Origin of the sequence: Mesorhizobium sp. M1322 (assembly GCF_040318085.1) — a bacterium.
GTDB lineage: Bacteria > Pseudomonadota > Alphaproteobacteria > Rhizobiales > Rhizobiaceae > Mesorhizobium.
The window spans coordinates 1-22,262 of sequence record NZ_JAMYLP010000044.1 but is presented as its reverse complement, the minus strand read 5'-3'; the positions used below and the strand labels follow the sequence as shown (position 1 = coordinate 22,262).

Here is a 22,262-nt window from a genome sequence, read left to right as displayed (position 1 = left end):
CAACATGCATAAGAACAAGGTTCTCGAAACCACCGTTCCCGCCACGGTCTGGCTTGAATCTCGACATGCCCAAACCTTCAACGGTTTGCTTTATGGCTGCAGCGTCATCCCGACGAAGATGCTGTGGGCGGTGTAGTCGCGGCCCTCCAGGTTGCTGGTCTGTTTTTCAGTTCTGGCGCGGGTGGTCAGTCCGGCATACCGGTTCAGCCACCATGTCAGTCCGGCCTCGGCGCTCAGCGTCAGATCATGGCCGTCGGACCCGATGTAGTCGCGCCAGTCCACGCCGAGAGCTGCGTTCCCGATCAGGTTGGCACGGATTTTCCGCTCGCCCGTAAGGCGGCCGGAGTAAAGGATGTCGCCGCTTTCGTTGGGGGTTGTCGTGCCCTCGACGATCGTCTGCCCGGTGAGGCCGATTGTGGTGCCGCGTTCCGGCGACCATCTGAGGTCGGCGTTCACCGTAGCGCCCGAAATAGCCGGCAGACGGTCGTCGTCGATCGCCTCCCGCAGCCAGCCGGCCGAGAATTCGCCGGCAAGCTTCTCGCCGAGGTCGAGTTCGGCGCCGGCCCGGACGCCGAGCCGCGTCGAAGATCGTTCGAAACCATTGGTGTCGACGCGCAAATCATAGACCCGGCGGCCGATTTCGACCTCGGTGAAAGGGGTGATGGCGGGGGAAATCTCGTAGCCGGTGCGCAAGGTGGCGGTATAGAGCGTCGAGTCGCGGTCTTTCTGCGACAGCGTTCCGCCCGTCGAAAGCTTGGCGTCGCCATAGATGTCGTGTTCGACTGCGCCGGTCAGGGCGAAGCGCATCTTGCCGGCATCCTTCTCGACCGCAAGGCTGCCGTCAATGGTCTGGCGCACCGGCTGCTCGACGGTGCCTTCGATGACGACCGGCGACGAAGCCGATTCCGGCGCCGCCTCGTAACCGAGCTTGGCGATAGCGCGCAGATCGTTGTCGAGGTCGACATTGAGCGTGCCATCGACACGGCCCCGCGCCTCCTGAACCTCGTCGCCCGATATCGTCCTGAGAAAGGTGCCATAGCCGTCGATGACAGCCGAATTCTCCCGCCAGTCGGAGATGGCATTGAAACGCAGCGTCGTTTCGGACAGCAGGGCCGGCTTGCCTTCGCTGCTTGAATCGGCATTTGATGACGCTGTCACGCCTTGCTCGAGCGTCGGCCTGATCACGAAGGAGCCGAGTTTGATGCCGGTGGCGGCGAACGGGTCGTCCTCGGCCCTCTTGTCCCGGCCTTCGATGGCTTCGGTGCGCTCGGCGCCCGGATCGAGCTGCTGCCTGTCGGCGGAATCAATGGTCACGGCACGGCGATTGGTGGCGTCCTGGTCAGTTTCGCCGGTGTCCGTGTCATCCGTCGTGGCTGCAGTCGCGGCGGTGGCTTGTGTCTCGGCGGCTTCGTCTTGATCGGCCGCGCCTTGCGTTGCGCTCGATGGCCGGCGCGGCGGTACGGGAGCGGGGGTGTCCGCAAACGCATCGTCGGTGGCCTCCGGCGGATCAAAAATGCGGCCAGTCGCGGGTGCCGTGTCGTCCTGTACGGCGCCCGGGCTGGCCGGCTGATAGGTGGGCGCCGGCGCAGTGCTCTGGGTGGCTGCGCCGGCCTGCGCCGTCTGATCCTGGGCGCTGGCCGGGGTCAATTGCCTGGTCTTGCGCTGCTGGTCGTCCAGAATTGCCGATTCCGAAACCTCGCCGCGCAGCTCGGTTACCTGGGCATAGGGCTGCGCAGGCCGCAGCAAGGCGAAGACGCTGGTCGCCAGCAGCAAGGCGCAGACCGCCTTGCCGTTTCGTCTTCTTTTCTTTTCAGGCTGGGCCCCGGACATCGCCACCACTGCTTGCGCGGCGCACGCGCGCCATACTTACCGAACCGTAAATGGGGATGGTTAACGGAGGGTTGAGGCAGCGGTGGATCAGGCCTCACTGGATGGCAATTCCGTTGGACAGGCGCGCGGCAAAGCGCTAATCGCATCAGCCATGCATGCGAGATCTCCAGACAAGAAGCGGCTCGACGGGCAAGCTTCGATCGCCTCGGCGCTTAGAACGGTAGCGACCGAACAGGCCGGTGTCGCGGCGCTGGCGGCCGCGCTCGAAAACGGGTTGACCGAACCGTTCGCGCGCGCCGTCGACATGGTGTCGCAAATCGAGGGCCGCGTCATCGTCACCGGCGTCGGCAAGAGCGGCCACATCGGCTCAAAGATCGCCGCAACGCTCGCCTCGACCGGCACGCCGGCTTTCTTCGTCCATCCTGCCGAAGCCAATCATGGCGACCTCGGCATGATCGCCAAGGACGATGCCATCATCGCCATGTCGTGGTCGGGCGAGAGCCGCGAGCTCAAGGGCATCATCGCCTATTCGAGGCGCTTCTCGATTCCGCTGATCGCGGTCACCGCCGGAGAGCGATCGGCGCTGGCGCGTGCGGCCGATGTGGTGCTCCTGCTGCCGCGTGCGCCGGAAGCCTGCCCGCACGGCCTGGCACCGACGACATCGACGCTGCTGCAGCTGGTGATCGGCGATGCGCTGGCCATCGCGTTGCTCGAAGCGCGCGGCTTCACGCCGGATCATTTCCGCACCTTCCATCCCGGCGGGCAACTTGGCGCCAATCTGACGCAGATCCGCGACATCATGCATGTCGGCGATAGGCTGCCGCTGGTGCCTTCGGGCACCGGAATGCGTGAAGCGATCCTCGAATTGTCGCGCAAGGGGTTTGGCTGCGTGGCGATAACCGCCGCGGATGGTGCGCTGATCGGCATCGTCACCGACGGCGATATCAGGCGCCACATCGGCAGCAATCTTCTGGCGATGAGTGTCGATGAGGTCATGACCAAGGAGCCGAAGACGGCCGGACCGGATACGCTGGTTGCGACGGCGCTGCAGACGATCAACAATTCGGCCATCTCCAGCCTGATGGTTGTCGAGGGCGGACGGCCGGTCGGACTTGTCCATCTGCACGATCTGCTGCGCATCGGCGCGGCCTGACAGACCTCAGGCCTGTTTGAAAAGTCGCCCGCCGAGATGGGTGGGATCGGTCCTAAACCGCCTCGACCGTCAGCTCCAGATCGGTGTCGGCCGCGCCCGTCACGCGCACCTGCGTGCCGACCGGCAGATCGGGACCTGAGACGCGCCATAGCGTGTCGCCCAGCTTTATGCGGCCCCGCCCGTCCTGGATCGGCTCTGCAAGTGTCGCCATCCTGCCGATCATTTGTTCGCCGCGGCGATTGAGCAGCGGCTGGTCGGTCGGGTCATGGCGTCCGCCCATCAGGCTCTTGCCGACATAGGCCGAGATCAGCGACAAAGCGAGGAAGGCGAGAACCTGGATCTGCCAGGTCCAGAATCCTGCGTCCCAGATGAGCAGGGAGACTGCACCGATCAGCAGCGCGGCAATGCCGATCCATAGCATGAAGATGCCCGGTGCGATGACCTCCATTACGAGGAGAACAAAGCCGAGAACCATCCAATTCCAGGGACCGAGTTCCGAAATGATGCGATCGAACATCGGATCGGCCTCAGCTCTCACTCGGACGAACTACCGGCGGGCGGGCGGCTTGCCACTGCGTGCCGGCAGTGCCCTCGCTCCCGAAGACTTCCTTGGCGATCGCGCCGATGCCGCCGAGCGTGCCGATCAGTGATGAAGCTTCCATCGGCATCAGCACGACCTTGCTGTTTGTGGCGGAGCCGATCCTGGTCAGCGCTTCGGTGTATTTCAGCGCAACGAAGTAGTTGAGCGCCTGCACGTCGCCTTTGGCGATCGCTTCCGACACCACCTGCGTGGCGCGGGCCTCGGCCTCGGCCGAGCGTTCGCGCGCCTCGGCATCGCGGAAGGCGGCTTCCTTGCGGCCCTCGGCTTCCAGGATCTGCGACTGCTTGAGGCCTTCGGCGTCGAGGATCTGCGCGCGCTTGTTACGTTCGGCCATCATCTGGCGACCCATCGATTCGACGAGATTGGCCGGTGGGTTGATGTCCTTGATCTCGACGCGGGTGATCTTGATGCCCCAGGGATGCGCCGCCTCGTCGACGACGCGCAGCAGGCGTTCGTTGATGGCGTCGCGGTTCGACAAAAGCTCGTCTAGGTCCATCGAGCCCATCACGGTACGGATGTTGGTCATCGTCAGGTTGAGGATGGCGTTCTCCAGCCCAGCGACCTGATAGGCGGCCTGCGCGGCGTTGAGCACCTGGTAAAAGGCGACGCCATCGACGGCGACGGTGGCATTGTCGCGGGTGATGATCTCCTGGGTCGGGACATCGAGCACCTGCTCCATCATGTTCAACTTGGCGCCGATGCGATCGACGAACGGCACGATGATGTTGAGGCCAGGGCTCAATGTCTTGGTATAGCGGCCAAAGCGTTCGACGGTATAGTTGTAGCCTTGCGGAATTGTACGGATGCCTTTGAAAAGCACGAGCACGACAAGAGCGACAAGAACAAGAAGCGCGATATCGAAACCACTGAAATCCATTTGGCTCTCCCTCAGATGCCGGTCACGGAAGTGTTTCACGCGGCCGACTTCACCAAACACTTAAGTGTGTTTCAGGAACGTTACAATCAGGTGATAGTGGATTACCGGTGCATAGAAAGCAGGCTAGCGGCGCTCGATTGTATCCGCTTCAGATCCAGCCCGACAGTTCGCGCCGCACCATCGCCTCGATCACCGCCATGCCCTCGGCACTGTCATTGAGGCAAGGGATGTGCGCGAACTTCTCGCCGCCTGCATGATGGAAAGTCTCTGCCGCTTCCCTGCCGATCTCGTCCAGCGTCTCGATGCAGTCGACGGAAAAGCCCGGATTGACGATGGCGATCGATCTCACGCCTTCTCCGGGCAATTTCTCGACCGTCTTGTCGGTGTAAGGCTGCAGCCATTCCTGAGCACCGAAGCGCGACTGGAACGTGGTGATCAGCTTCTTCTCATCCCAGCCGAGCTTTTCCCGCAGCAGCCGGGTCGTCTCAAGGCAATGGGCTTGATAGGGGTCTCCCTTGTCGGAATAGGGTTTCGGAATGCCGTGATAAGAGGCGATGACCACTTCCGGCTCGAAATCAAGCGTCGCCAGATGGCGCTCGATCGAACGGGCAAGCGCCTCGATATAAACCGGTTCGGCATAATAGGGCGGCACGCTGCGGATCGCCGGGGCGCGGCGCATCTTCATCAGCGCGCGAAACAGTTGGTCGTTGGCGGTCGCGGTCGTGGTCGCGGAATATTGCGGATAGAGCGGAAAAGCGAGAATCCGGTCGCAGCCTTGCGCGACCAGGCCTTTGGCGACGCTCTCGGTCGAAGGATTGCCGTAACGCATCGCCCAGTCGACGGTGACGTCGGGCAGGTCGCGCAGCGCTTCGGTCAGCTTTTCGCTCTGAGCGCGGGTGTAGGTGCGCAGCGGCGACTCGTTACGCTGCCGGTTCCAGATCCTGGCATAGTTGGCGCCCGACTTCTTCGGCCGCGTGGTGAGAACCAGCCCGTAGAGGATCGGGTACCAGATCGCCTTGTTGAGCTCGATGACGCGTGGATCGGACAGGAATTCCCTGAGATAGCGCCACATCGGCTTGAATTCGGTGCCGTCGGGCGTGCCGAGATTGACCAGCATGACGCCGATCCTGCCCGCCCCGACCGGCGGCTGTTCCGCCGGCCGCGGGCCGAGGGCCTTCGCAGCCTTGGGATCGACAGGGTTGGAAAGCGTCATTAGAGATCTCCGGACACCGCGCGAAACTAGCGATGCCGCGCCGGTTTTCAATGCAGCGTCTGGCCGCACCTTATCTTACCTCAGGCGGAAAGCAGAAAACCCGCCCGATTACCCCGGACGGGTTTTCCAACAATGACGGAAGAAGTTAGTTTGCGGCCGGGATGGTCAAGGTCGCGCCGACGGGAAGGCGGCGCGGCTCGTGGTCCTTGTTGGCGTCGGAGATCGTTTTCCACTTGGCGCCATCGCCATAGGCTTTTTCCGCCAGATCCCAATAGGTATCGCCGGCAACGATCACATGGCTGCTTTCGGCCGGCTTTGCCGGCTCGGCAGGCACAGCCTCGGCTGGCTTTGCCGGTTCCTGGGCCGGTTCCGCCGCAGGAGCCGGTGCTGCGGGCGCCGTCTCGGCGGGTTTTGCCGGCTCGGCAGGTGCCGGCGCTGCCGGGGCGGGTTCCGCCGGCACGGCTGGCGGCGTCGTGGCGATATCGTTCGAACCAGCCGGCGGTTCGGGCATCGCCGGCTCCGCGGTCGCGGCTGGAGCCGCTGCGGTCGGCTTTGCGGGCTCGGCCGGAGCGGGCGCAGCCTCGGCCGGCTTGGCTGGTTCCTGGGCCGGTTGCTGGGCCGGTTCCGCCGCGGCGGCGGCCGTGATTTCGGTGATGCGGCCATCGAGCTTCGGCGTATAGGGCCGGTGCGCGCCGAGATAATCGGCGACCACCTGTTCGAGACCCGGGCCGTAATCGTAGGCGTTCTTGGCCTTGTCGGCGAAGACCTTGTAGCCGTCGCCGCCCTGGCGCACATAGTTGTTGGTGGCGACCAGGTAGTCCTTGTCCGGATTGATCGGGGTCCACGCGTCGCCTTGCATGACTTCGACCGACTTGACGCGCCCGGCATTCGGGGCAGCAGATTTGTCGAATGAATACTTCAGGCCGGCAACCTGCGGGAAGCGTCCGGCGCCGTCCTCGATCTGGCTGAGACCGTTCTCGAGTCCGGCAATCAGATCCTTGCCGGAAATCTGGAAGGTCGCCACTGTGTTCTGAAACGGCAGCACGTTCAGCACTTCGCCCATGGTGACGGTGCCCTGGTCGATCGAAGCGCGCAGACCGCCGCCATTCGTGATGACGATCTCCACACCCTGGTCCTTGACGCGGTCGAGGACGGCATCGGAGACGAGATTGCCCATCTCGCACTCGCGGGTGCGGCAGTTCTCACGGCTGCCGTCGATCGCTTTGGTGGTTTCGGCGACCTCCTGGTTCTTCAACGCCTCGATCGGCTCGTCGAGCTCCTTGATGCGGGCAAGCACGGCGGGATCTGGCGTGATCGACTTGTCGAGGTAGATCGGGTCGCCGCTGGCTTGCTTGACGACACCGTTGTCGTCGAACACGACCTTGAACTCGCCGAGATATTTCGAATAGGACGCCGCCTGGACGACCGGCACCTTGTAGCCGTCCGGATTGTCGACCATCGTCGGGTAGGGGCCTTCAGCCTTGGGGTCGGTGTTGGACAGCAGCGAATGGCTGTGGCCGCCGACCACCACATCGACACCCGGGATCTTGGCGATGACGTCGCGCTCGCGCTTGTAACCGATATGGGTGACCGCGATGATCTTGTTGACGCCTTCTCCCTTCAGCCTCTTAACCTCGGCCGTGATCGACATGACGTCGTGCTCGATCGGGACGTTAGGGCCTGGCGAAGCGAGCTCGGGCGTGTCGTTGGTGACCGCACCGACGATGCCGATCTTCTGGCCGCCGACCTCGATCACGACAGACGGTTTCACGCGGTCACCGAGCTTGGATTGCGCGTTGGCCTTCACATTGGCGCCGAGCACCGGAAACTTGATCATATCCAGGAACGGTGCCAGCGCCGCCTCGCCATCGTCGAACTCGTGATTACCGACCGCCATGGCGTCGAATTTCATCTGGTTGAGGAATTCGCCTTCGGTCTTGCCCTTGTAGGTCGTGTAGAAGAGCGAACCCTGGAAATTGTCGCCGGCGCTGAGCAGCAGCATGTTCTGGCCCTCCAGCTTCTTGCGCTCCTGGGCGATCGCGGTGATCAGCCGCGCCGCGCCGCCGGTGCACTCGCCCTTGGTCTCCTCTTCGGCCGAGCAGGTCGATTCATATTTGTTGTTGCTTTCGATGCGGCTGTGCCAGTCGTTGATGTGCAGGATGTTCAGCGTGTAGTCGGCAAAGGACACGCCGGCCGACAGGCCAAGCGTGGACGCCGACAGGGCGGCGATGGCGGCGATCTTCTTCATCTTCGTCTCCCGGATGACCTGTTTAATGCCCTTGCTTGACTGGAACATAACAGCCAGCTTTTCGTCCATGTTCACATCGCGTTTTAGGTGATGCAAGCGGAATCGGGGGCAGCTTTGCCGGCGCAAAAAGGACGGCGGCCTCAAGCCGCCGTCCTTTGCAAAAGCAATTCGGTATGGCGCCTCAGGTGCGTCGCGTCAGCACAAAGTTCTGTCCGCTCGCGCTGGTGCAATTAAGCTGGGAGGTGGAGATCAACAAGCAGTTGAAGCTGATCGGCGTCTGGCGGATCAGCGAAGTGCCATGGATTTCGACCGAGGTGCCGCCGGTCATGGTGTAGCTGCCGTCGGCAAGTTTCTGGCCGGTGTCGGTCGCGACGGTGTTGAAGCTGCCGCCGGCGAAGGTCGACAGGCCCGTGCCTTGCGCGTCGATCCAAGACCCTTCGACCGCGCTCCGCCTGGCCAATGGCGGCCCGCTGGGGCCGGCGGTGGTGCACGCCGCCGAGGCGGCAGCGGCCGCGACAATGCCGGCCGAAAGCAATTTGCGCGCAAGCGTCATCATCAAAATTCTCTCCTCTCGCATCGGGCGAAAATCGATCCGATCTTCGAAAGCACCACGCGTTTCAAAGCGCTATACTTCGTTCGTCCAAAATGGACGCACGTCGCTCTAGGCCCCACCTTCCTTCAATCGCCCGATTTCCAGGCGATTGCAAGGCAGTGAAACATTGCTATCGAACGAGGATGTTGCACTATCGAACGAGGATGTTGCGGAATTGCCATGGGTCGTTTTTGTCGAGGTCTTCCGGGAACAGACCAGGGCGGTTATCGAGCGGCGTCCAATCGGTGTAGTAGCCCTTGATCGGCCCCAGATAGGGGGACTGCACTTCCAGGCAGCGCCTGTAGTCCATCTCGTCGGCCTCGACGATGCCGGCCTCGGGATTTTCCAGCGCCCAGACCATGCCCGCCAGCACTGCCGACGTGACCTGCATGCCCGTGGCGTTCTGATACGGCGCCAGCTTGCGCGCTTCCGCCAGCGACAGTTGCGAACCATACCAGTAGGCGTTCTTGTCGTGGCCGTAGAGCAGCACGCCGAGCTCGTCGACACCGTCGACCAGTTCGTTTTCATCGAGCACGTGATGCACGGGTTGTGCCTTGCCGGCGGCACCGAACATCTCGTGCAGCGACACCACGGCGTCGTTGCAGGGATGGTAGGCATAGTGACAGGTCGGGCGATATTGAACCTTGCCCTTCTTGCCGCGCAGGGTGAAGAAGTCGGCGATCGAAATCGACTCGTTGTGCGTCACCAGGAAGCCGTATTGCGGGCCGGGCGTCGGGCACCAGCTGCGCACACGCGTGTTGGCGCCCGGCTGCTCCAGATAGATTGCGGCCCTCGAGCCATGCTTGTGCTTCTTGCCGTTCTTCGGCATCCACGTCTCATGCGTGCCCCAGCCTAGCTCGGCCGGTTGAAGCCCTTCCGAGATGAAGCCTTCGACCGACCAGGTGTTCCAGAACACGTTCATCGGCTTCGGCTTCTTGGTGCGCTGTGTGTCGCGCTCGGCGATGTGGATACCCTTGACGCTGGCCTTCTTCATCAGCCTGGCCCAACTTTCGCGATCGTGCTGCGCGGGCTCCGAGAACTCGATGCCAAGATCGGTGGCGAGGTTGACCAGAGCCTGCTTGACGAACCACGAGACCATGCCTGGATTGGCGCCGCAGGTGGAGATTGCGGTCGCCCCGCCGGGATGCGCGTGCTTTTCTTCGATCATGGATTCACGCAGCGCGTAGTTGCTGCGGCTGGCATTGTCGGCCTTGGTATCGAAATAGAAGCCGAGCCACGGCTCTACGACGGTGTCGATGTAAAGCACACCTAGCTTGCGACACAGCCGCATCAAATCCACTGAGCCGGTGTCGACCGAGAGGTTGACGCAAAAGCCCTGGCCACCGCCTTTGGTCAGCAGCGGCGTCAGCAGCTTCTTGTAGTTCTTCGTGGTCACCGCAGCCTGCACGAAGGTGATGTCTCGCTCGTCGAGAAGCTTGCGATCGGTATCGCGTGGGTCGATGACCGTCATGCGCGACTTGTCGAACTTGAAATGGCGCTCGATCAGCGGCAGCGTTCCCCGTCCGATCGAGCCGAAGCCGATCATCACGACAGGGCCGGTGATCTCGCCGTAAACGGGCCAGTTTTCATTCGCCATTTTATCGATTACTCCCTCAGATAGGCTGAAAAGCCCGGCAAACAGACATAAAGCGGAGCATTTTTCTGCCCGACCGCCACGCGCTACAACCACAGATCATTGTCATAAACCAGCGAAAAGCCGCGAGCTACGCTGCATTCGTCATGTGGTTAAGGAAGGCAACCAGCCGGTCGCGGTCTGCTGTCATGCCCTTGTAGTCGAGCTGGACCTCGTCGAGCGCCAGCAACTGTGCGGCGAAAGACGCTGCCAACCTTGCCCGATCGGGATGACGCGCCAGCACACTGAGCGGGTCGAGATGAATGCGAATGGTGAACAGGACGTCACGCGAAGCGGGAAGTTTTCTGAGCGTCTGGCGCTCGACACGGATGACGGCACGGACATCGATATCGCCATCCGAGAATTTGGAGGGACGGTTGGTGGTGCGATCGATGCGCTCAAGGTTCGAGAGTGGATGGTAGAGCGCATCGCCGGCCTGGATCGACCAGTTGTAGCGCTCGACGGCCTGACCCTGCAGGCCGTCGAACATGCGGTTGATGAGGTCGGCCGGGCGCGTGCCTGGACCGAAGCCCGGCACCGGTGCATGGATCTCCTGCAAGGGCCTGCCGAATTTTTCGATCAGCGACCATGAGGAGGGAAAGCAGAGCGAGCCGGCGACCAGCCGCCAGCCACTCTCGTCGCGGCGCATCAGGATCAGGTCTTCCTGCACAAGCAACGAGGCTGCGACAAGCGGCGCATGGGAGCCAGCGGCAAGGCCGCCATCGTGCAAATTGCTCGGGGCGCCGATCACCTCGACCCCTGTCCCGAAGCGCTGGTAGACTTCGGGAAATTTCGCCACAAGATGCGCACCGAGCAGATCGAGCACTTCGCGCTGAGCCTCGCGCGTGCCTTCCTCCTCGACGAAGACCCTGCCGGGGATTTCCGCATAGAGCCGCCGCTTCTCGGCGAGATAGGTCAGCAGGTGCCCATCGATCGCGATCCATGCGCCGGGATCAAGCGGCCTCAACCCGATGGTGAAGAGTTTTGATGAGCCGTCATAGGGCGTGTGGGTCGGCGGGGTCTGGCGAAAACTCATGTTTCTTTGAGGATGTCCTATGCGGCGGCGGCCATTCTCGCCGTGAATTCCGGTTGCGTTTCAGCCCAGCCGCGCCGGGATCAATCCGCGCAGTGAATTGCCGACGAACAGCGCTTTGGCCGACTTCAGATCATCCAAGGTGTAGATTGCCTCGCGGGCGCGGCCTTCATCCAGCAATTCGCCGCGTAATACGCCAGGCAGCAGGCCGCAATCGAGCCGCGGCGTTGCCAGCGCGCCGTCGCCGAAATCGGCGAAGAGATTGGTGATCGTGCCCTCACAGATTTCGCCACGCTCGTTAGCCAGCAAAACCTCGTCGGCCCGGCTGATCAGATATTCGGCTCGCGCCCGCTGATAGGTGTCCCGGCGGCTCGTCTTGTGGCGCAGCAGCGTGTCGCTTGAATCGAGCCGCACCCGCGCCAGTTGCAGCCTCCACACCTTGTCGGCTGCATGCGGCTCATAAGGCAGCGCCGAGACCGTCACCTTGCCGCTGCGCGACAGGACGAGGCGTGTGCGCAAGGCTATGTCCGGCCGGTCGACGGCGTTCCTGAGCATCTCACCCACCTTCTGTGGATCGCAGGTAAAACCCAGTTCGGCTGCCGAGCCATAAAGGCGGGCCAAATGGCGGTCAAAACGGAGGAAGCCCTGGCCCGGCTGCCAGCGCATGGTTTCGATCAGCTCGAAATCGGCGGTGTTCCCGTCGCGTAGCGCGCTTTCAGCAGGCACTCCTGATACTCCTCCTCGGCCGTCGAATCGAAGACGACGCCACCACCGATATTGTAGACGGCTTCGCCATTGGAAAAGAGCGATATGGTGCGGATCGCCACCGAAAAGCGCATCCTGCCGCCGGGCGCGATCCAGCCGATGGCGCCGCAATAGACATCGCGCGGCGTGGCTTCCAGATCGTGCAGGATTTCCATGGCGCGGATTTTCGGGGCGCCGGTGATCGATCCGCATGGAAACAGCGCAGCGAAGATCTGGCGGATGGTGAGGTCGGGCAAGAGCTTGGCCCGCACGCGGCTCACCATTTGGTGCACGGTCGGGTAGCTCTCGATGCGGAAAAGCTCCGGCACCTCCAGCGTGCCGACCTCGCTGATCAGCGAGATGTCGTTGCGCAGGAGATCGACGATCATCCGGTTCTCAGCCTGGTTCTTTTCGTCATTGAGCAAGAACGCCTTCAGCCGCTTGTCCTCCGCCTTGGTCGCGCCGCGCGGGGCGGTGCCCTTCATCGGATGGGTCTCGATCATGCCTTCGGCGTCGACCTCGAAGAACAGTTCCGGCGAACGCGACAAAACGACCGGATCGCCGAGCGCGATCAGCGCGCCGTATTTCACCGGCTGGCGCTCGGTCAGCGCATCGAAGGCGGCCAGCGGATCGCCCGACCACTGCGCATGAACCGGAAAGGTCAGATTGCCCTGATAGCAATCGCCCTTGCGAATGTGATTGTGGAGCCGCGCAAAGCGTTTTGCGTAATCCTCTGAAGACCAGGCGGCCCTTGCGTTGAAGATTGGGGCGTCGAAGATCGGACCGTTGGTCGCCGGCGCGTTGCTGGGCACGACCGGCTGTTCGACAGGCGCATCGAAGATCCCCAGGCAGACAAGCGGGGCGCGGCGTCCGCCCGGCAGCAGCGGAACGAGCTTCGGCTCGAGCAGGTAGCCGGCCTCGTAGGAGAAATATCCGGCCAGCCATTTGCCGGCGTCATGCGCGGCCTGGGCAATTTCCAGCGCCGGCAGGAAATCCTCCGCCTCATGCGCCACGATGATGTCGGCCGGACGGTCGAAAACGAGCTGATGTGCGCGCTCGTCATTCCGGAAAATTGCAGAGGGCAGGGGCATGGGACTCGGATGCTGCGATCGATGACGCCAGCTATCGCTCTATATGGGGGCTCGATCGCGCGCAATCGAGAGAGCGGCGTCTCAAGACGGAAAGGCAGCCTTGATGCAAAAGCAAATTGGCGGCACCTCGAGGGCGCCGCCAATCTGTCATGTGCTCGATGCCGGCTGGCAATTCAGCTGTTGCTCGCGGTCCCCGCGGTCGGGAAGCGGCGCGCGAATTCCTTCTCGTCGCCGGCGGCAAGCAGTTTCGCCTGCTCGATCCAGCGCTCACGCTCGATGCGGCCGTCGAAGTTCAACGTCTCCTCGATCCGCTTGACGTCGGCGGCCGTCCAGGCGGCGATTTGCGCATAGGTTGTGACTCCGAGCCCGTTGAGCAGTCGCTCGTTTGCCGGGCCGATGCCGATCAGGCGGCGCAGATTGCTGGCTTTGCCAGCCGCCGCCTTTGTTGTCGCGGCCTTCTTTGCCGCTGGCGCAGCGCTCTTTGGTGCAGCACCCGTCTTCGATGCGGGAGGTTTCGGCGCACTTGCCGTCGACGCGCTCGCTTTCGACGCACTGGCCTTTGGCGCGGCTGCCGCCTTGGCGGTCGCCGGTTTCTTGGACGCGGTCTTTGCCGGCGCGGTCTTTGCTGGCCCGGACTTGGCCGGCGTCGACTTGGCCGGCGTCGACTTGGCCGGCGTCGTCTGGGCCGGTGCGGATGTCGCCATCAATGCCGAGGGTGCCGGGATTGCTGCCTTTGTCGCGCCGGTCTTGGTGCCTTGTGCCTCGGCCAACTGGCGCTCCAGATCGGCGCGGGCGCCGCGGCATACTTCCAGTTCACCGGCCAGGCGGTCGGCGTCGGCGCGCAGCCTGTCGCGCTCGATGCGCGTGCGGTCCACGTCACCGCGCAGGCTGTCGAACTCGCCACGCAGGCGGCCCCAGATGAACCAGCCAACCAACACACCTACCAGGAACGCCAGGAGCATGTAGAAAAAAGTGCCCATTGTCTCTCTCCAGTCCGATCCATCTGCCATGGCCTGGAGTGGTGACCTTGGCACAAGGACCATTCAATGGTGGCTCCGCTGTTCGCGGAACAGCCGGCTTAGATCGAGCTGTCGGCGACCGGCTTTTCCTGCCATGGCCAACGGCCGCTGTCGCATTCGCCGAAGCGCCGTGACCGGACCGAAGATTTTTCCTGGCCTGAGCCCCGCGCCTGACTGAGCTTGAGGCGGGACGCTATCATACAGCTTCCCGAAAGCTAACGGAAAAATTCCACGGAGAGTTATTTAAGAACAGATATTTAGGGCAAGAATAGAACGGCCTCAATATGCATTGCGGCTAAACTGTTCTGTCAGCCCCGTATGTTCAGCGCTGTGCGTCAATTGTCCAGAGCTTCGAGCTCGTCGATCAGCCCGCCGATCACGCCAAGTCCGATCTGCCAGAAGGCAGGGTCGGTGGCGTCAAGACCGAAGGGTGCCAGGAGCTCGGAATGATGCTTGGTGCCGCCGGCGCGGAGCATGGCAAAATATTTCTCCTGAAAGCCATGCTCTGCATTTTGATAGACCGCATAGAGCGAATTCACCAGGCAGTCGCCGAACGCATAGGCGTAGACGTAGAAGGGCGAATGGATGAAGTGTGGAATGTAGGTCCAGAAGACCTCGTAACCGTCGCGCAGCTTGATCGCCGGCCCGAGGCTTTCCGCCTGCACTTCCAGCCAGAACTGGCCGAGCCTGTCGGATGTCAGTTCGCCGTTCTTGCGCTCGGCATGCACCTTGCGCTCGAACTCGTACAAAGCGATCTGGCGCACGACCGTGTTGATCATGTCCTCGACCTTCTGGGCGAGCATGGCCTTGCGCTCGCGCTTGTCCGTGGTCTGGTCCAGCAGCGAGCGGAAGGTCAGCATCTCGCCGAAGACGGATGCCGTCTCGGCCAGCGTCAGCGGCGTCGAAGCCATCAGCGCGCCCTGGCCTGCCGCCAGCACCTGATGCACGCCATGGCCAAGCTCATGCGCCAGCGTCATCACGTCGCGCGGCTTGCCCATGTAGTTGAGCAGAACGTAGGGATGCGCCGACGGCACGGTCGGATGCGCGAAGGCGCCCGGCGACTTGCCAGGCCTGACCGGCGCGTCGATCCAATTGCGGTCGAAGAAAACCCGGGCGATCTCCGCCATGTCAGGTGAAAAGCGCTGATAGGCGGAAAGCACCGTGTTCTTGGCCTCGTCCCAGCCGATGATCGCCTGCGGGGTCTCCGGCAGCGGCGCGTTGCGGTCCCAGTGGTTCATCACCTCCATGCCGAGCCAGCGCGCCTTCATCGCATAGTAGCGGTGCGACAGGCGCGGATAGGCATCGCGAACGGCTGAGGCCAGCGCATCCACCACGCTGCGCTCGACGCGGTTGGCGAGATGGCGCGAATCGGCGATGTCCTCGAAGCCGCGCCAGCGGTCGGAAATCTCCTTGTCCTTGGCCAGCGTGTTGGTGACCAGCGTGAACGTGCGCAGATTCTTGCGGAAGGTTGCGGCCAGCGCTTCAGAGGCCCGGCGGCGCACCTCGCCATCGGCGTGCTGGAGGCGGTTCAGCGCCGGCTCCAGGGTTAGCTCCTCGCCATCGATGTCGAAGCGCAGATCGGTCATCGTCTCGTCGAACAGGCGGTTCCAGGCGCCGCGTCCGGTAATCGACTTCTCGTGGAAAAGCTGCTCGACCCGATCCTCGAGCTGATAGGGTTTGTCCATGCGCAGATCGAGCACCCATGGCCGGTAGTGAGCGAAGGCGGGATCCGCAGCGAGCGCGGTTTCGATCGCGCCATCGTCGATCAGATTCAGTTCGAGCGCGAAAAACAGAAGATGCGCGCTGGCGTCGGTCATCTTCTCCTGAATGTCACCATAGAGCTTGGCGCGCTGCGGATCCGCGGTGTTGCCGGCATAGACCAGCCCAGCATAGGAGACGATCCGGCCGATCAGTTCCTCCAGCGCCTCATAGGCGGCAAGCGCCTCGCCCAGCCTGCCGCTGTCGGCACGCTCCGCCTCGGCGGCGAGCGTGCCTTTCCAGCGGCTCTCGAAGCTGATGGCATCGGCCGCCGCCCTGGCGATGTCACGCTTCAGCTCGGGGGCGTCCATCCCCGAATAGAGGTCGGCGAGATCCCATTCCGGCAGATTGCCAAGCTCCGCCGCGCCCTGACCGGACGCCGCCGCAAGCTGCCGACCAAAAACCATGCGCATTGCCGATACTTTCCAGATTGCAAGACCTGAGCGGTCAGACCCAAAGATACAAAGGGCCAAGATTCAAAGGGAATGAGAAAGCCGGTCAAATCCTAAGGAATTCGTTCACCGGGTTTTTTGAAACCTTATTTAGAACCCTGTGCCAAGATGATCCATAGGGTGGATTGCCCATTTGGGTGGGCATAAGTGGGGTGGGCATATTGGGCGAGCATCGTTGAACCAGTCATGACAGGTTCCATACTCATAGTCGATGACGATCCCGTGCAGCGCAGGCTGCTCGAGGCGGCCGTGACGAAATTCGGCCACAGCGCGATCATCACGGATGGCGGCGAGGCCGGTCTCGACGCGCTCGACGGGCCCAATGCGCGCGACGTGTCGGTGGTCATCCTCGACCTCGTCATGCCGGGCCTCGACGGCATCGGCGTACTGAAGGCGATGCGTGAGCGCGGCATCCAAGTTCCGGTCATCGTACAAACCGCCCAGGGTGGCATCGAGACCGTCGTTTCGGCCATGCGTCACGGTGCTTTCGATTTCGTCGTCAAGCCGGCCTCTCCCGACAGGCTGCAGGCATCGATCGGCAATGCGCTCAAGGTCGAAGCGGTCGAGGGCGAAGTGAAGCGCACGTCGCGGCGGCGCGGCGGCCATCTGACCTTCAAGGACATGATCACGCACAGCCCGGCGATGGATCGGGTGATCCGTCTCGGCCAGAAGGCGGCCGCTTCCAACATCCCGATCCTTATCGAGGGCGAATCCGGTGTCGGCAAGGAGCTGGTGGCGCGCGCCATCCAGGGCAGCGGCGATCGCCGCTCAAAACCTTTCGTTACCGTCAATTGCGGCGCCATCCCTGACAATCTGGTCGAATCGATCCTGTTCGGCCACGAGAAGGGCTCGTTCACCGGCGCCACCGAAAAACACACCGGCAAGTTCGTCGAGGCGCATTCGGGCACGCTCTTTCTCGACGAGATCGGCGACCTGCCGCTCGACGTGCAGGTCAAGCTGCTGCGCGCCGTTCAGGACGGTGAGGTCGATCCGGTCGGCGGGCGTTCGACCGTCAGGGTCGACATCAGGCTGATCTCGGCGACACACCGCAATCTTCTGCAGCAGGTCAAGGACGGCAAGTTCCGCGAGGATCTGTTCTATCGCCTGAACGTCTATCCGATCTTCGTGCCACCGCTGCGCGATCGTCGCGACGACATCCCGTATCTGGTCGAGCACTTCTTGGAGAAGGTTGCGCCCACCGATCCACGTCATCGCCTGCACGGCATTTCGGCTGCGGCGCTCGCCATGCTGCGGGCCTACGACTGGCCGGGAAACATCCGGCAGCTGGAAAACGCCGTCTTCCGGGCCTCGGTGCTTTGCGAAGGCGATGTGCTGACCGAGGAGGAGTTTCCGCAGATCCGGGCGCAGGTCGAGGGCACCGTCAACCTCGATGCGGATGGCGCGTTGCCCGCGTTGCCTTTGGTCATCGAGCCGCCTGGCGAAGACGTGCCCGCCAATAACGGCATCGCTGCAACCGAGCTCGATCCGCCAGCGAGGCCGCAGCCCCGCTTCGGCACGCTGCGGGCGCTGGACGAACGCGGCAATGTGCGTGCGCTGGCCGATGTCGAACTCGAAATGATCAAGCTCGCCATCGACCATTATAACGGCCAGATGAGCGAAGTTGCCCGCCGCCTCGGCATCGGCCGCTCCACGCTCTACAGGAAGCTCAAGGAATACGGCATCGATCCGGAAACTGGCCGTATCGACCGGCTTGCTTCCTGACAAAGCAACTCCGGACCAGCTTGCCAGCTTGGCATCAGAACAGTTCTCAGTCATCGAGCGGGCGTGACGCGCGTCGGGGTGACGCGCTTGCCGGCAGTGTTCACGCATTGAGGCGGCCGGTAACAGATCGTGTTCAGGCAAAGGCCGAAACATGATCTAAACCAGCAGTTTACCAAGAAACCCTGCGCAATATTTTTGACGGGATATCGCCACGGTGTTACCGCATTTCGGCTTCAATAAGCGATGATTAACCATTAGGATCGATATTCGGATGCGAACACCACCGCATCCGTTGGTCAAATCCGGGGACAAACGGCAGCCTGCAAGGCCTTTTGATTTGAACAAAGTCGAACGACACACAAACGGGCGGCATTATCACATGAGCGTCTGGCCGAGATGGCTGGCAGCAGTGATTCTCGCCTTTGGCTTCCTTACAGCGGCTGCGACCGGCGCCAGCGCCCAGACACGTTCGCTGAAACTCTATAACCTCCACACCAAAGAGAAGGCGGAGATCGTCTTCAAGCGCGGCGGCCGCTACGACCAGGCGGGTCTGAAAAAGATCAACGTCATCCTGCGCGACTGGCGCCGCAACGAGCCGACCAAGATGGATCCGCGCCTGCTGGACCTGGTCTGGGAGGCTTACCGGCAGAGCGGCGCCACCGACTATATCCAGGTCGTGTGTGGTTATCGCTCGTCGTCCACGAACTCGATGCTGCGCAGCCGCAGCAGGGGCGTGGCCAAGAAAAGCCAGCATATGCTCGGCAAGGCGATGGACTTCTACATTCCCGGCGTGCCGCTGAAGAAACTGCGCGACATCGGCCTGCGGATGCAGGGCGGCGGCGTCGGCTATTATCCGAGGTCCGGCTCGCCCTTTGTCCACATGGATGTCGGCAATGTGCGCCACTGGCCGGGCATCAGCCGCCAGGAACTGGCGCGCGTGTTCCCCAATGGCAAGACGCTGCATGTGCCGAGCGACGGCAAGCCGCTGCCCGGCTATTCACAGGCGCTCGCCTCCTACAAGGCGCGCAAGGGCGCTGGCGCTCCCGCCATCGAACTGGCCAGCGCAGGTGGCGGTTCCAAAAGATCCGGTGGTCTGCTAGCGGCTTTCTTCGGCGGCGGTGAAGACGAGGCCGATGACAGCGCCGATGTGGCAGCCGCGCCAGCGCCGAAGTCTACGACCGTGAAGCCGGCGAGCGTGAAGCTGGCGAACGCGAAGCCGGCGCCGGCCGCCAAGAACAGCAAGCCTCCGGGCATTGCCATCGTGTCGCCTCAGGATGCGAAGCGCGCCGAGATTCCGCAAATCGCCGATCCGCCTGCTCCGGAACCGGAGGAGGACACGCCGGAAACGATCATCGCGGCGCTGCCGGCGCGCAGTGTGCCGCTGCCTGATTTCGCCCCGCGTCCGACGACCGATGTCGGCGCTCTGCCGCCCGAAAACGTTCCGTTCGGCGTGGCGGATGCTACTGCCACCACTGAACAGGCGGTGGCGACCGCGCAAGCGCCGGCAAGCGCTCCCTTCGGCATGGCCGAGCCGTCCGCTGTCGCCGATGCGGCGCAGATTGCGGCCAGCAGCATTCCGTTGCCGACCTGGCGTCCCGATCACTCGCTGCCGGCCGACCTTGCAGCGGCCGACCTTGCGCCGCAGGACAAGGATGTGCTTTTGGCGCTGGCGGATACGGCCGGGCACGGCAAGACCGCTACCGATGCGTTCTCGGTGCTGCCGTCGGCTCGGCCCGATCTGGCGCAGCCTGACTTGGCGCACCCTGACTTGGCCCAGCCTGATTTGGCCCAGCCCGACTTGGAGCGGCCCGATTTGGCCCAGACGGACCAGGTTCAATCCGATGCGGTCAAGGCCGTCCTCGAGCGGGTCAGCGCAACCGACGAATACCAGGTCGCTTCGCTCTCCCAGCCGAGCTCGATTCTCAGCGAACCGGCGAACGGCAATGCCGCATCGCCGCGCGAGGCTGTCTTTGCCCGTCCGGCCGGCTCGGATCCGGCCGCGGCGATCGGTGCGGGTGTGAAGACCACCCGCAAGGCAGCCAGGGCAACTGCCCGTGACCTGAAGCCTGGTCCCAAGTCCGTGGTGGTCGCCGCCGAGCCGAAGGCCGCGCGCTGGGCATTGAACAGCGGCGAGAATGTCGCCACCGTCTCCAGCGCAACGACGGCGCCGCGCTATGCCTACAATATCGTGCACACGCCGCCGACCGAGGTCTACACCGCGGGCTTCCAGCCGAACGATCAGCTGGCCGATGCCAACCGGTTCACCGGCAATGCCGTAAAGTTCATGTCGGTAGCCCGCTTCCAGACCAAGTAGCGGATCGACCAGCAATACAAAGCCGCGCCGGGTAACCCGCGCGGCTTTTTGCCGTTCGCAAACAAAAACGCCGCGATGCAGCCAGTCCACTTGGGGATAAGAGTTTCTCTACCGCCCGAGCTTGCTCGCCGCGCGCGCCAACGCCTCGATTTCGTCCCACCTGCCGGCCTTGACCAAATCGTCCGGCGCCACCCAGGAGCCGCCGACGCAGATGACGTTGGGCAAGCTCAGATAGTCGGCGGCGTTCTTGCCGGTGATGCCGCCGGTCGGGCAGAATTGCACATCCGCCAGCGGCGAGGCGAATGCCTTGAGCGAGGCAATGCCGCCCGACTGTTCGGCCGGGAAGAATTTCAGGAAACGCAAGCCTGCCTCACGGGCGGCCATGATCTCACCCGGCGTGATGGCGCCGGGCAGCAACGGAACGTCGCTGTCCTTCGCCGCCGCCAGAAGCTCGTGGGTGATGCCGGGGCTGACGATGAACTTGGAGCCGGCTGCTGCCGCCTCGCCGAACTGGCGGGCGTCCAGAATGGTGCCGGCGCCGACGATGGCGTGCTCGACTTCGCTTGCCACAAGCCGGATCGCCTCCAGCGCGTCAGCTGTCCGCAGCGTGATCTCGATCGCCGGCAGGCCGCCGCGCGCCAGGGCGCGCGCCAGCGGCACGGCATCGGCGACGTTGGCGATCTTCAGCACCGGAATGACCGGCTGGCCATTGAGGAGCGACAGGAGTTTCTCAGTCGTGGCTGACATTGGCTTGTCTCTCCGGTATCGATGATTTCAACCGATTAGCAGAAGGCGGATTCCGAGTCCACGAAAGCAGGCGTGTCGCGATGTCACGCACGCCAGCAACTGAGTCTCCAACGCCTGTGCTTCGCTCGCGCTGCCCTTGAATTGGCTTTCGGCAAAGTTTAGTGGCTTGGCGATGACAATTTCCACCCGGGATCAACCTGTCCGCGTCGCAGCGCTCTACCGCTTCGCCCGGCTCGATGCCTTCGAGGCGCTGCGCGCGCCGCTCGCCGCCTTCTGCTGCGGGCGCGGCATCAAGGGCACGCTGCTTCTGGCGCATGAGGGCATCAACGGCACAGTCGCCGGCAGCGAAGTTGATATCGCCGCGCTCATCGATCATCTCGAAGCCATCGAAGGTCTCGCCGGTCTCGAGGTCAAGTACAGCAGCGCCGCGCTGATGCCGTTCCACCGCATGAAGGTGCGGCTGAAGCGCGAGATCGTCACCATGGGCGTTAGGGATCTCGATCCGGCGGCAAGCGCCGGCACCTATGTCGCGCCGGCCGACTGGAACGCACTGATCTCGGATGCGGAGACGATCGTCATCGACACGCGCAACGCCTATGAGGTATCGATCGGCACCTTCAAGGGCGCGGTCGATCCCGCCACGACGAGCTTTCGCGAATTCCCGACCTGGGTCGAGCAGCGCCGGGCCGAGCTCGTCGGCCGGAAGGTGGCCATGTTCTGCACCGGCGGCATACGCTGCGAGAAGGCGACGGCCTATGTGAAGTCGCTCGGCTTCGAGGATGTCTTCCACCTCAAGGGCGGTATCCTGAAATATCTCGAAGAGGTGCCCGCCGAACAGAGCCTGTGGCAGGGCGAGTGCTTCGTCTTCGACGAGCGCGTCTCGGTGTCGCACGGGCTGGTCGAGGGTGAGGCGGAATTGTGCCGCGCCTGCCGGCATCCGCTGATCGGGCAGAACCTGTTATCGCCGAAATACGCCGCCGGCATCTCATGCCAGCATTGCTTCGATGCTCGTTCCGACGAAGATCGCGCGCGCTACGCCGAGCGTCAGCGCCAGGTCGAGCTTGCAGAAGCGCAAGGCAGGGCTCCGCACATCGGACGTTAGAGCGACGTGCGTCCGCTTGGACGCACAAATACGCTCTTAGTGTCTGAATCAAAACGACTGGTGCAATTTCAAGGTCTTGCGAGGCGACGCGTGAGCAGGCGGATGTGGGCGATGAAGACCCAGGCTTCGGCGG

At 63.1% G+C, this 22,262-nt stretch carries 17 protein-coding genes; 4 read left to right on the top strand and 13 right to left on the bottom strand.

Annotated features, from left to right (window positions below):
* Positions 1–90 precede the first annotated feature (90 nt).
* Complete coding sequence (locus tag NKH12_RS17435) at positions 91–1,830, bottom strand: outer membrane beta-barrel protein (RefSeq protein WP_352954267.1); 1,740 nt, start codon at positions 1,828–1,830, stop codon at positions 91–93.
* Between the two features lie 151 nt (positions 1,831–1,981).
* Here NKH12_RS17435 and NKH12_RS17430 point away from each other — a divergent pair, with 151 nt between their 5' ends.
* Positions 1,982–2,983: a KpsF/GutQ family sugar-phosphate isomerase gene (locus tag NKH12_RS17430; RefSeq protein ID WP_352954283.1), complete on the top strand. Its 1,002-nt coding sequence runs from the start codon at positions 1,982–1,984 to the stop codon at positions 2,981–2,983.
* 52 nt (positions 2,984–3,035) lie between these two features.
* On the opposite strand, the gene NKH12_RS17425 is transcribed toward NKH12_RS17430, so the two are convergent.
* From NKH12_RS17425 to NKH12_RS17375, 11 genes are all read right to left on the bottom strand, one after another.
* Positions 3,036–3,500: an NfeD family protein gene (locus tag NKH12_RS17425; protein WP_352954266.1), complete on the bottom strand. Its 465-nt coding sequence runs from the start codon at positions 3,498–3,500 to the stop codon at positions 3,036–3,038.
* A 10-nt stretch (positions 3,501–3,510) separates the two neighbouring features.
* Positions 3,511–4,461 carry an SPFH domain-containing protein gene (locus NKH12_RS17420; protein ID WP_352954265.1) on the bottom strand — a complete coding sequence of 317 codons (951 nt, stop codon included), beginning with the start codon at positions 4,459–4,461 and terminating at the stop codon, positions 3,511–3,513.
* A gap of 148 nt (positions 4,462–4,609) precedes the next feature.
* Positions 4,610–5,674, bottom strand: a complete 1,065-nt coding sequence (hemH, locus tag NKH12_RS17415) for a ferrochelatase (RefSeq protein ID WP_352954264.1) — start codon at positions 5,672–5,674, stop codon at positions 4,610–4,612.
* 145 nt (positions 5,675–5,819) lie between these two features.
* The gene (locus NKH12_RS17410) at positions 5,820–7,922 is read right to left on the bottom strand and encodes a 5'-nucleotidase C-terminal domain-containing protein (protein ID WP_352954263.1); all 2,103 of its coding nucleotides are present in this window, start codon (positions 7,920–7,922) and stop codon (positions 5,820–5,822) included.
* A gap of 181 nt (positions 7,923–8,103) precedes the next feature.
* Positions 8,104–8,475, bottom strand: a complete 372-nt coding sequence (omp10, locus tag NKH12_RS17405; protein ID WP_352954282.1) for an outer membrane lipoprotein Omp10 — start codon at positions 8,473–8,475, stop codon at positions 8,104–8,106.
* Positions 8,476–8,665: 190 nt separating this feature from the next.
* On the bottom strand, positions 8,666–10,111 hold the full coding sequence (locus NKH12_RS17400; protein ID WP_352954262.1) for a homospermidine synthase: 1,446 nt from the start codon (positions 10,109–10,111) through the stop codon (positions 8,666–8,668).
* A gap of 127 nt (positions 10,112–10,238) precedes the next feature.
* Complete coding sequence (locus NKH12_RS17395) at positions 10,239–11,183, bottom strand: heme-dependent oxidative N-demethylase family protein (protein WP_352954261.1); 945 nt, start codon at positions 11,181–11,183, stop codon at positions 10,239–10,241.
* 60 nt (positions 11,184–11,243) lie between these two features.
* Positions 11,244–11,906, bottom strand: coding sequence for an aminotransferase class IV family protein (locus tag NKH12_RS17390; RefSeq protein WP_352954260.1), 663 nt, complete (start codon positions 11,904–11,906; stop codon positions 11,244–11,246).
* Positions 11,855–13,015 (bottom strand): aminodeoxychorismate synthase component I, encoded by a 1,161-nt coding sequence (locus NKH12_RS17385; protein ID WP_352954259.1) that lies wholly within the window; start codon positions 13,013–13,015, stop codon positions 11,855–11,857. Before NKH12_RS17385 ends, NKH12_RS17390 begins: the two co-directional genes overlap by 52 nt.
* Positions 13,016–13,188: 173 nt before the next feature.
* Positions 13,189–13,995: a helix-hairpin-helix domain-containing protein gene (locus NKH12_RS17380; protein ID WP_352954258.1), complete on the bottom strand. Its 807-nt coding sequence runs from the start codon at positions 13,993–13,995 to the stop codon at positions 13,189–13,191.
* A 374-nt stretch (positions 13,996–14,369) separates the two neighbouring features.
* Positions 14,370–16,205, bottom strand: coding sequence for a M3 family oligoendopeptidase (locus NKH12_RS17375; RefSeq protein WP_352954257.1), 1,836 nt, complete (start codon positions 16,203–16,205; stop codon positions 14,370–14,372).
* A gap of 225 nt (positions 16,206–16,430) precedes the next feature.
* On the opposite strand from NKH12_RS17375, the gene NKH12_RS17370 reads away from it, so the two are divergent.
* Entirely contained in the window at positions 16,431–17,966 is a 1,536-nt protein-coding gene (locus tag NKH12_RS17370) for a sigma-54-dependent transcriptional regulator (RefSeq protein ID WP_352954256.1), read from the top strand.
* A gap of 379 nt (positions 17,967–18,345) precedes the next feature.
* Entirely contained in the window at positions 18,346–20,280 is a 1,935-nt protein-coding gene (gene mepK / locus NKH12_RS17365; protein ID WP_352954255.1) for a peptidoglycan L,D-endopeptidase MepK, read from the top strand.
* A 108-nt stretch (positions 20,281–20,388) separates the two neighbouring features.
* Here mepK and NKH12_RS17360 read toward each other — a convergent pair whose 3' ends face one another.
* A complete protein-coding gene (locus NKH12_RS17360) occupies positions 20,389–21,027 on the bottom strand; it encodes a 2-dehydro-3-deoxy-phosphogluconate aldolase (protein WP_352954253.1) in 639 nt (212 codons plus the stop codon).
* Between the two features lie 172 nt (positions 21,028–21,199).
* On the opposite strand from NKH12_RS17360, the gene trhO reads away from it, so the two are divergent.
* The gene (gene trhO, locus NKH12_RS17355; RefSeq protein WP_352954252.1) at positions 21,200–22,129 is read left to right on the top strand and encodes an oxygen-dependent tRNA uridine(34) hydroxylase TrhO; all 930 of its coding nucleotides are present in this window, start codon (positions 21,200–21,202) and stop codon (positions 22,127–22,129) included.
* The last annotated feature ends 133 nt before the right edge of the window (positions 22,130–22,262 follow it).

Bases quoted from the DNA above. Each gene is read 5' to 3' on its own strand.
- NKH12_RS17435 (WP_352954267.1), bottom strand. From the start codon at position 1,830: ATGTCCGGGGCCCAGCCTGAAAAGAAAAGAAGACGAAACGGCAAGGCG.
- NKH12_RS17430 (WP_352954283.1), top strand. From the start codon at position 1,982: ATGCATGCGAGATCTCCAGACAAGAAGCGGCTCGACGGGCAAGCTTCG.
- NKH12_RS17425 (WP_352954266.1), bottom strand. From the start codon at position 3,500: ATGTTCGATCGCATCATTTCGGAACTCGGTCCCTGGAATTGGATGGTT.
- NKH12_RS17420 (WP_352954265.1), bottom strand. From the start codon at position 4,461: ATGGATTTCAGTGGTTTCGATATCGCGCTTCTTGTTCTTGTCGCTCTT.
- hemH (WP_352954264.1), bottom strand. From the start codon at position 5,674: ATGACGCTTTCCAACCCTGTCGATCCCAAGGCTGCGAAGGCCCTCGGC.
- NKH12_RS17410 (WP_352954263.1), bottom strand. From the start codon at position 7,922: ATGAAGAAGATCGCCGCCATCGCCGCCCTGTCGGCGTCCACGCTTGGC.
- omp10 (WP_352954282.1), bottom strand. From the start codon at position 8,475: ATGACGCTTGCGCGCAAATTGCTTTCGGCCGGCATTGTCGCGGCCGCT.
- NKH12_RS17400 (WP_352954262.1), bottom strand. From the start codon at position 10,111: ATGGCGAATGAAAACTGGCCCGTTTACGGCGAGATCACCGGCCCTGTC.
- NKH12_RS17395 (WP_352954261.1), bottom strand. From the start codon at position 11,183: ATGAGTTTTCGCCAGACCCCGCCGACCCACACGCCCTATGACGGCTCA.
- NKH12_RS17385 (WP_352954259.1), bottom strand. From the start codon at position 13,015: ATGCCCCTGCCCTCTGCAATTTTCCGGAATGACGAGCGCGCACATCAG.
- NKH12_RS17380 (WP_352954258.1), bottom strand. From the start codon at position 13,995: ATGGGCACTTTTTTCTACATGCTCCTGGCGTTCCTGGTAGGTGTGTTG.
- NKH12_RS17375 (WP_352954257.1), bottom strand. From the start codon at position 16,205: ATGCGCATGGTTTTTGGTCGGCAGCTTGCGGCGGCGTCCGGTCAGGGC.
- NKH12_RS17370 (WP_352954256.1), top strand. From the start codon at position 16,431: ATGACAGGTTCCATACTCATAGTCGATGACGATCCCGTGCAGCGCAGG.
- mepK (WP_352954255.1), top strand. From the start codon at position 18,346: ATGAGCGTCTGGCCGAGATGGCTGGCAGCAGTGATTCTCGCCTTTGGC.
- NKH12_RS17360 (WP_352954253.1), bottom strand. From the start codon at position 21,027: ATGTCAGCCACGACTGAGAAACTCCTGTCGCTCCTCAATGGCCAGCCG.
- trhO (WP_352954252.1), top strand. From the start codon at position 21,200: ATGACAATTTCCACCCGGGATCAACCTGTCCGCGTCGCAGCGCTCTAC.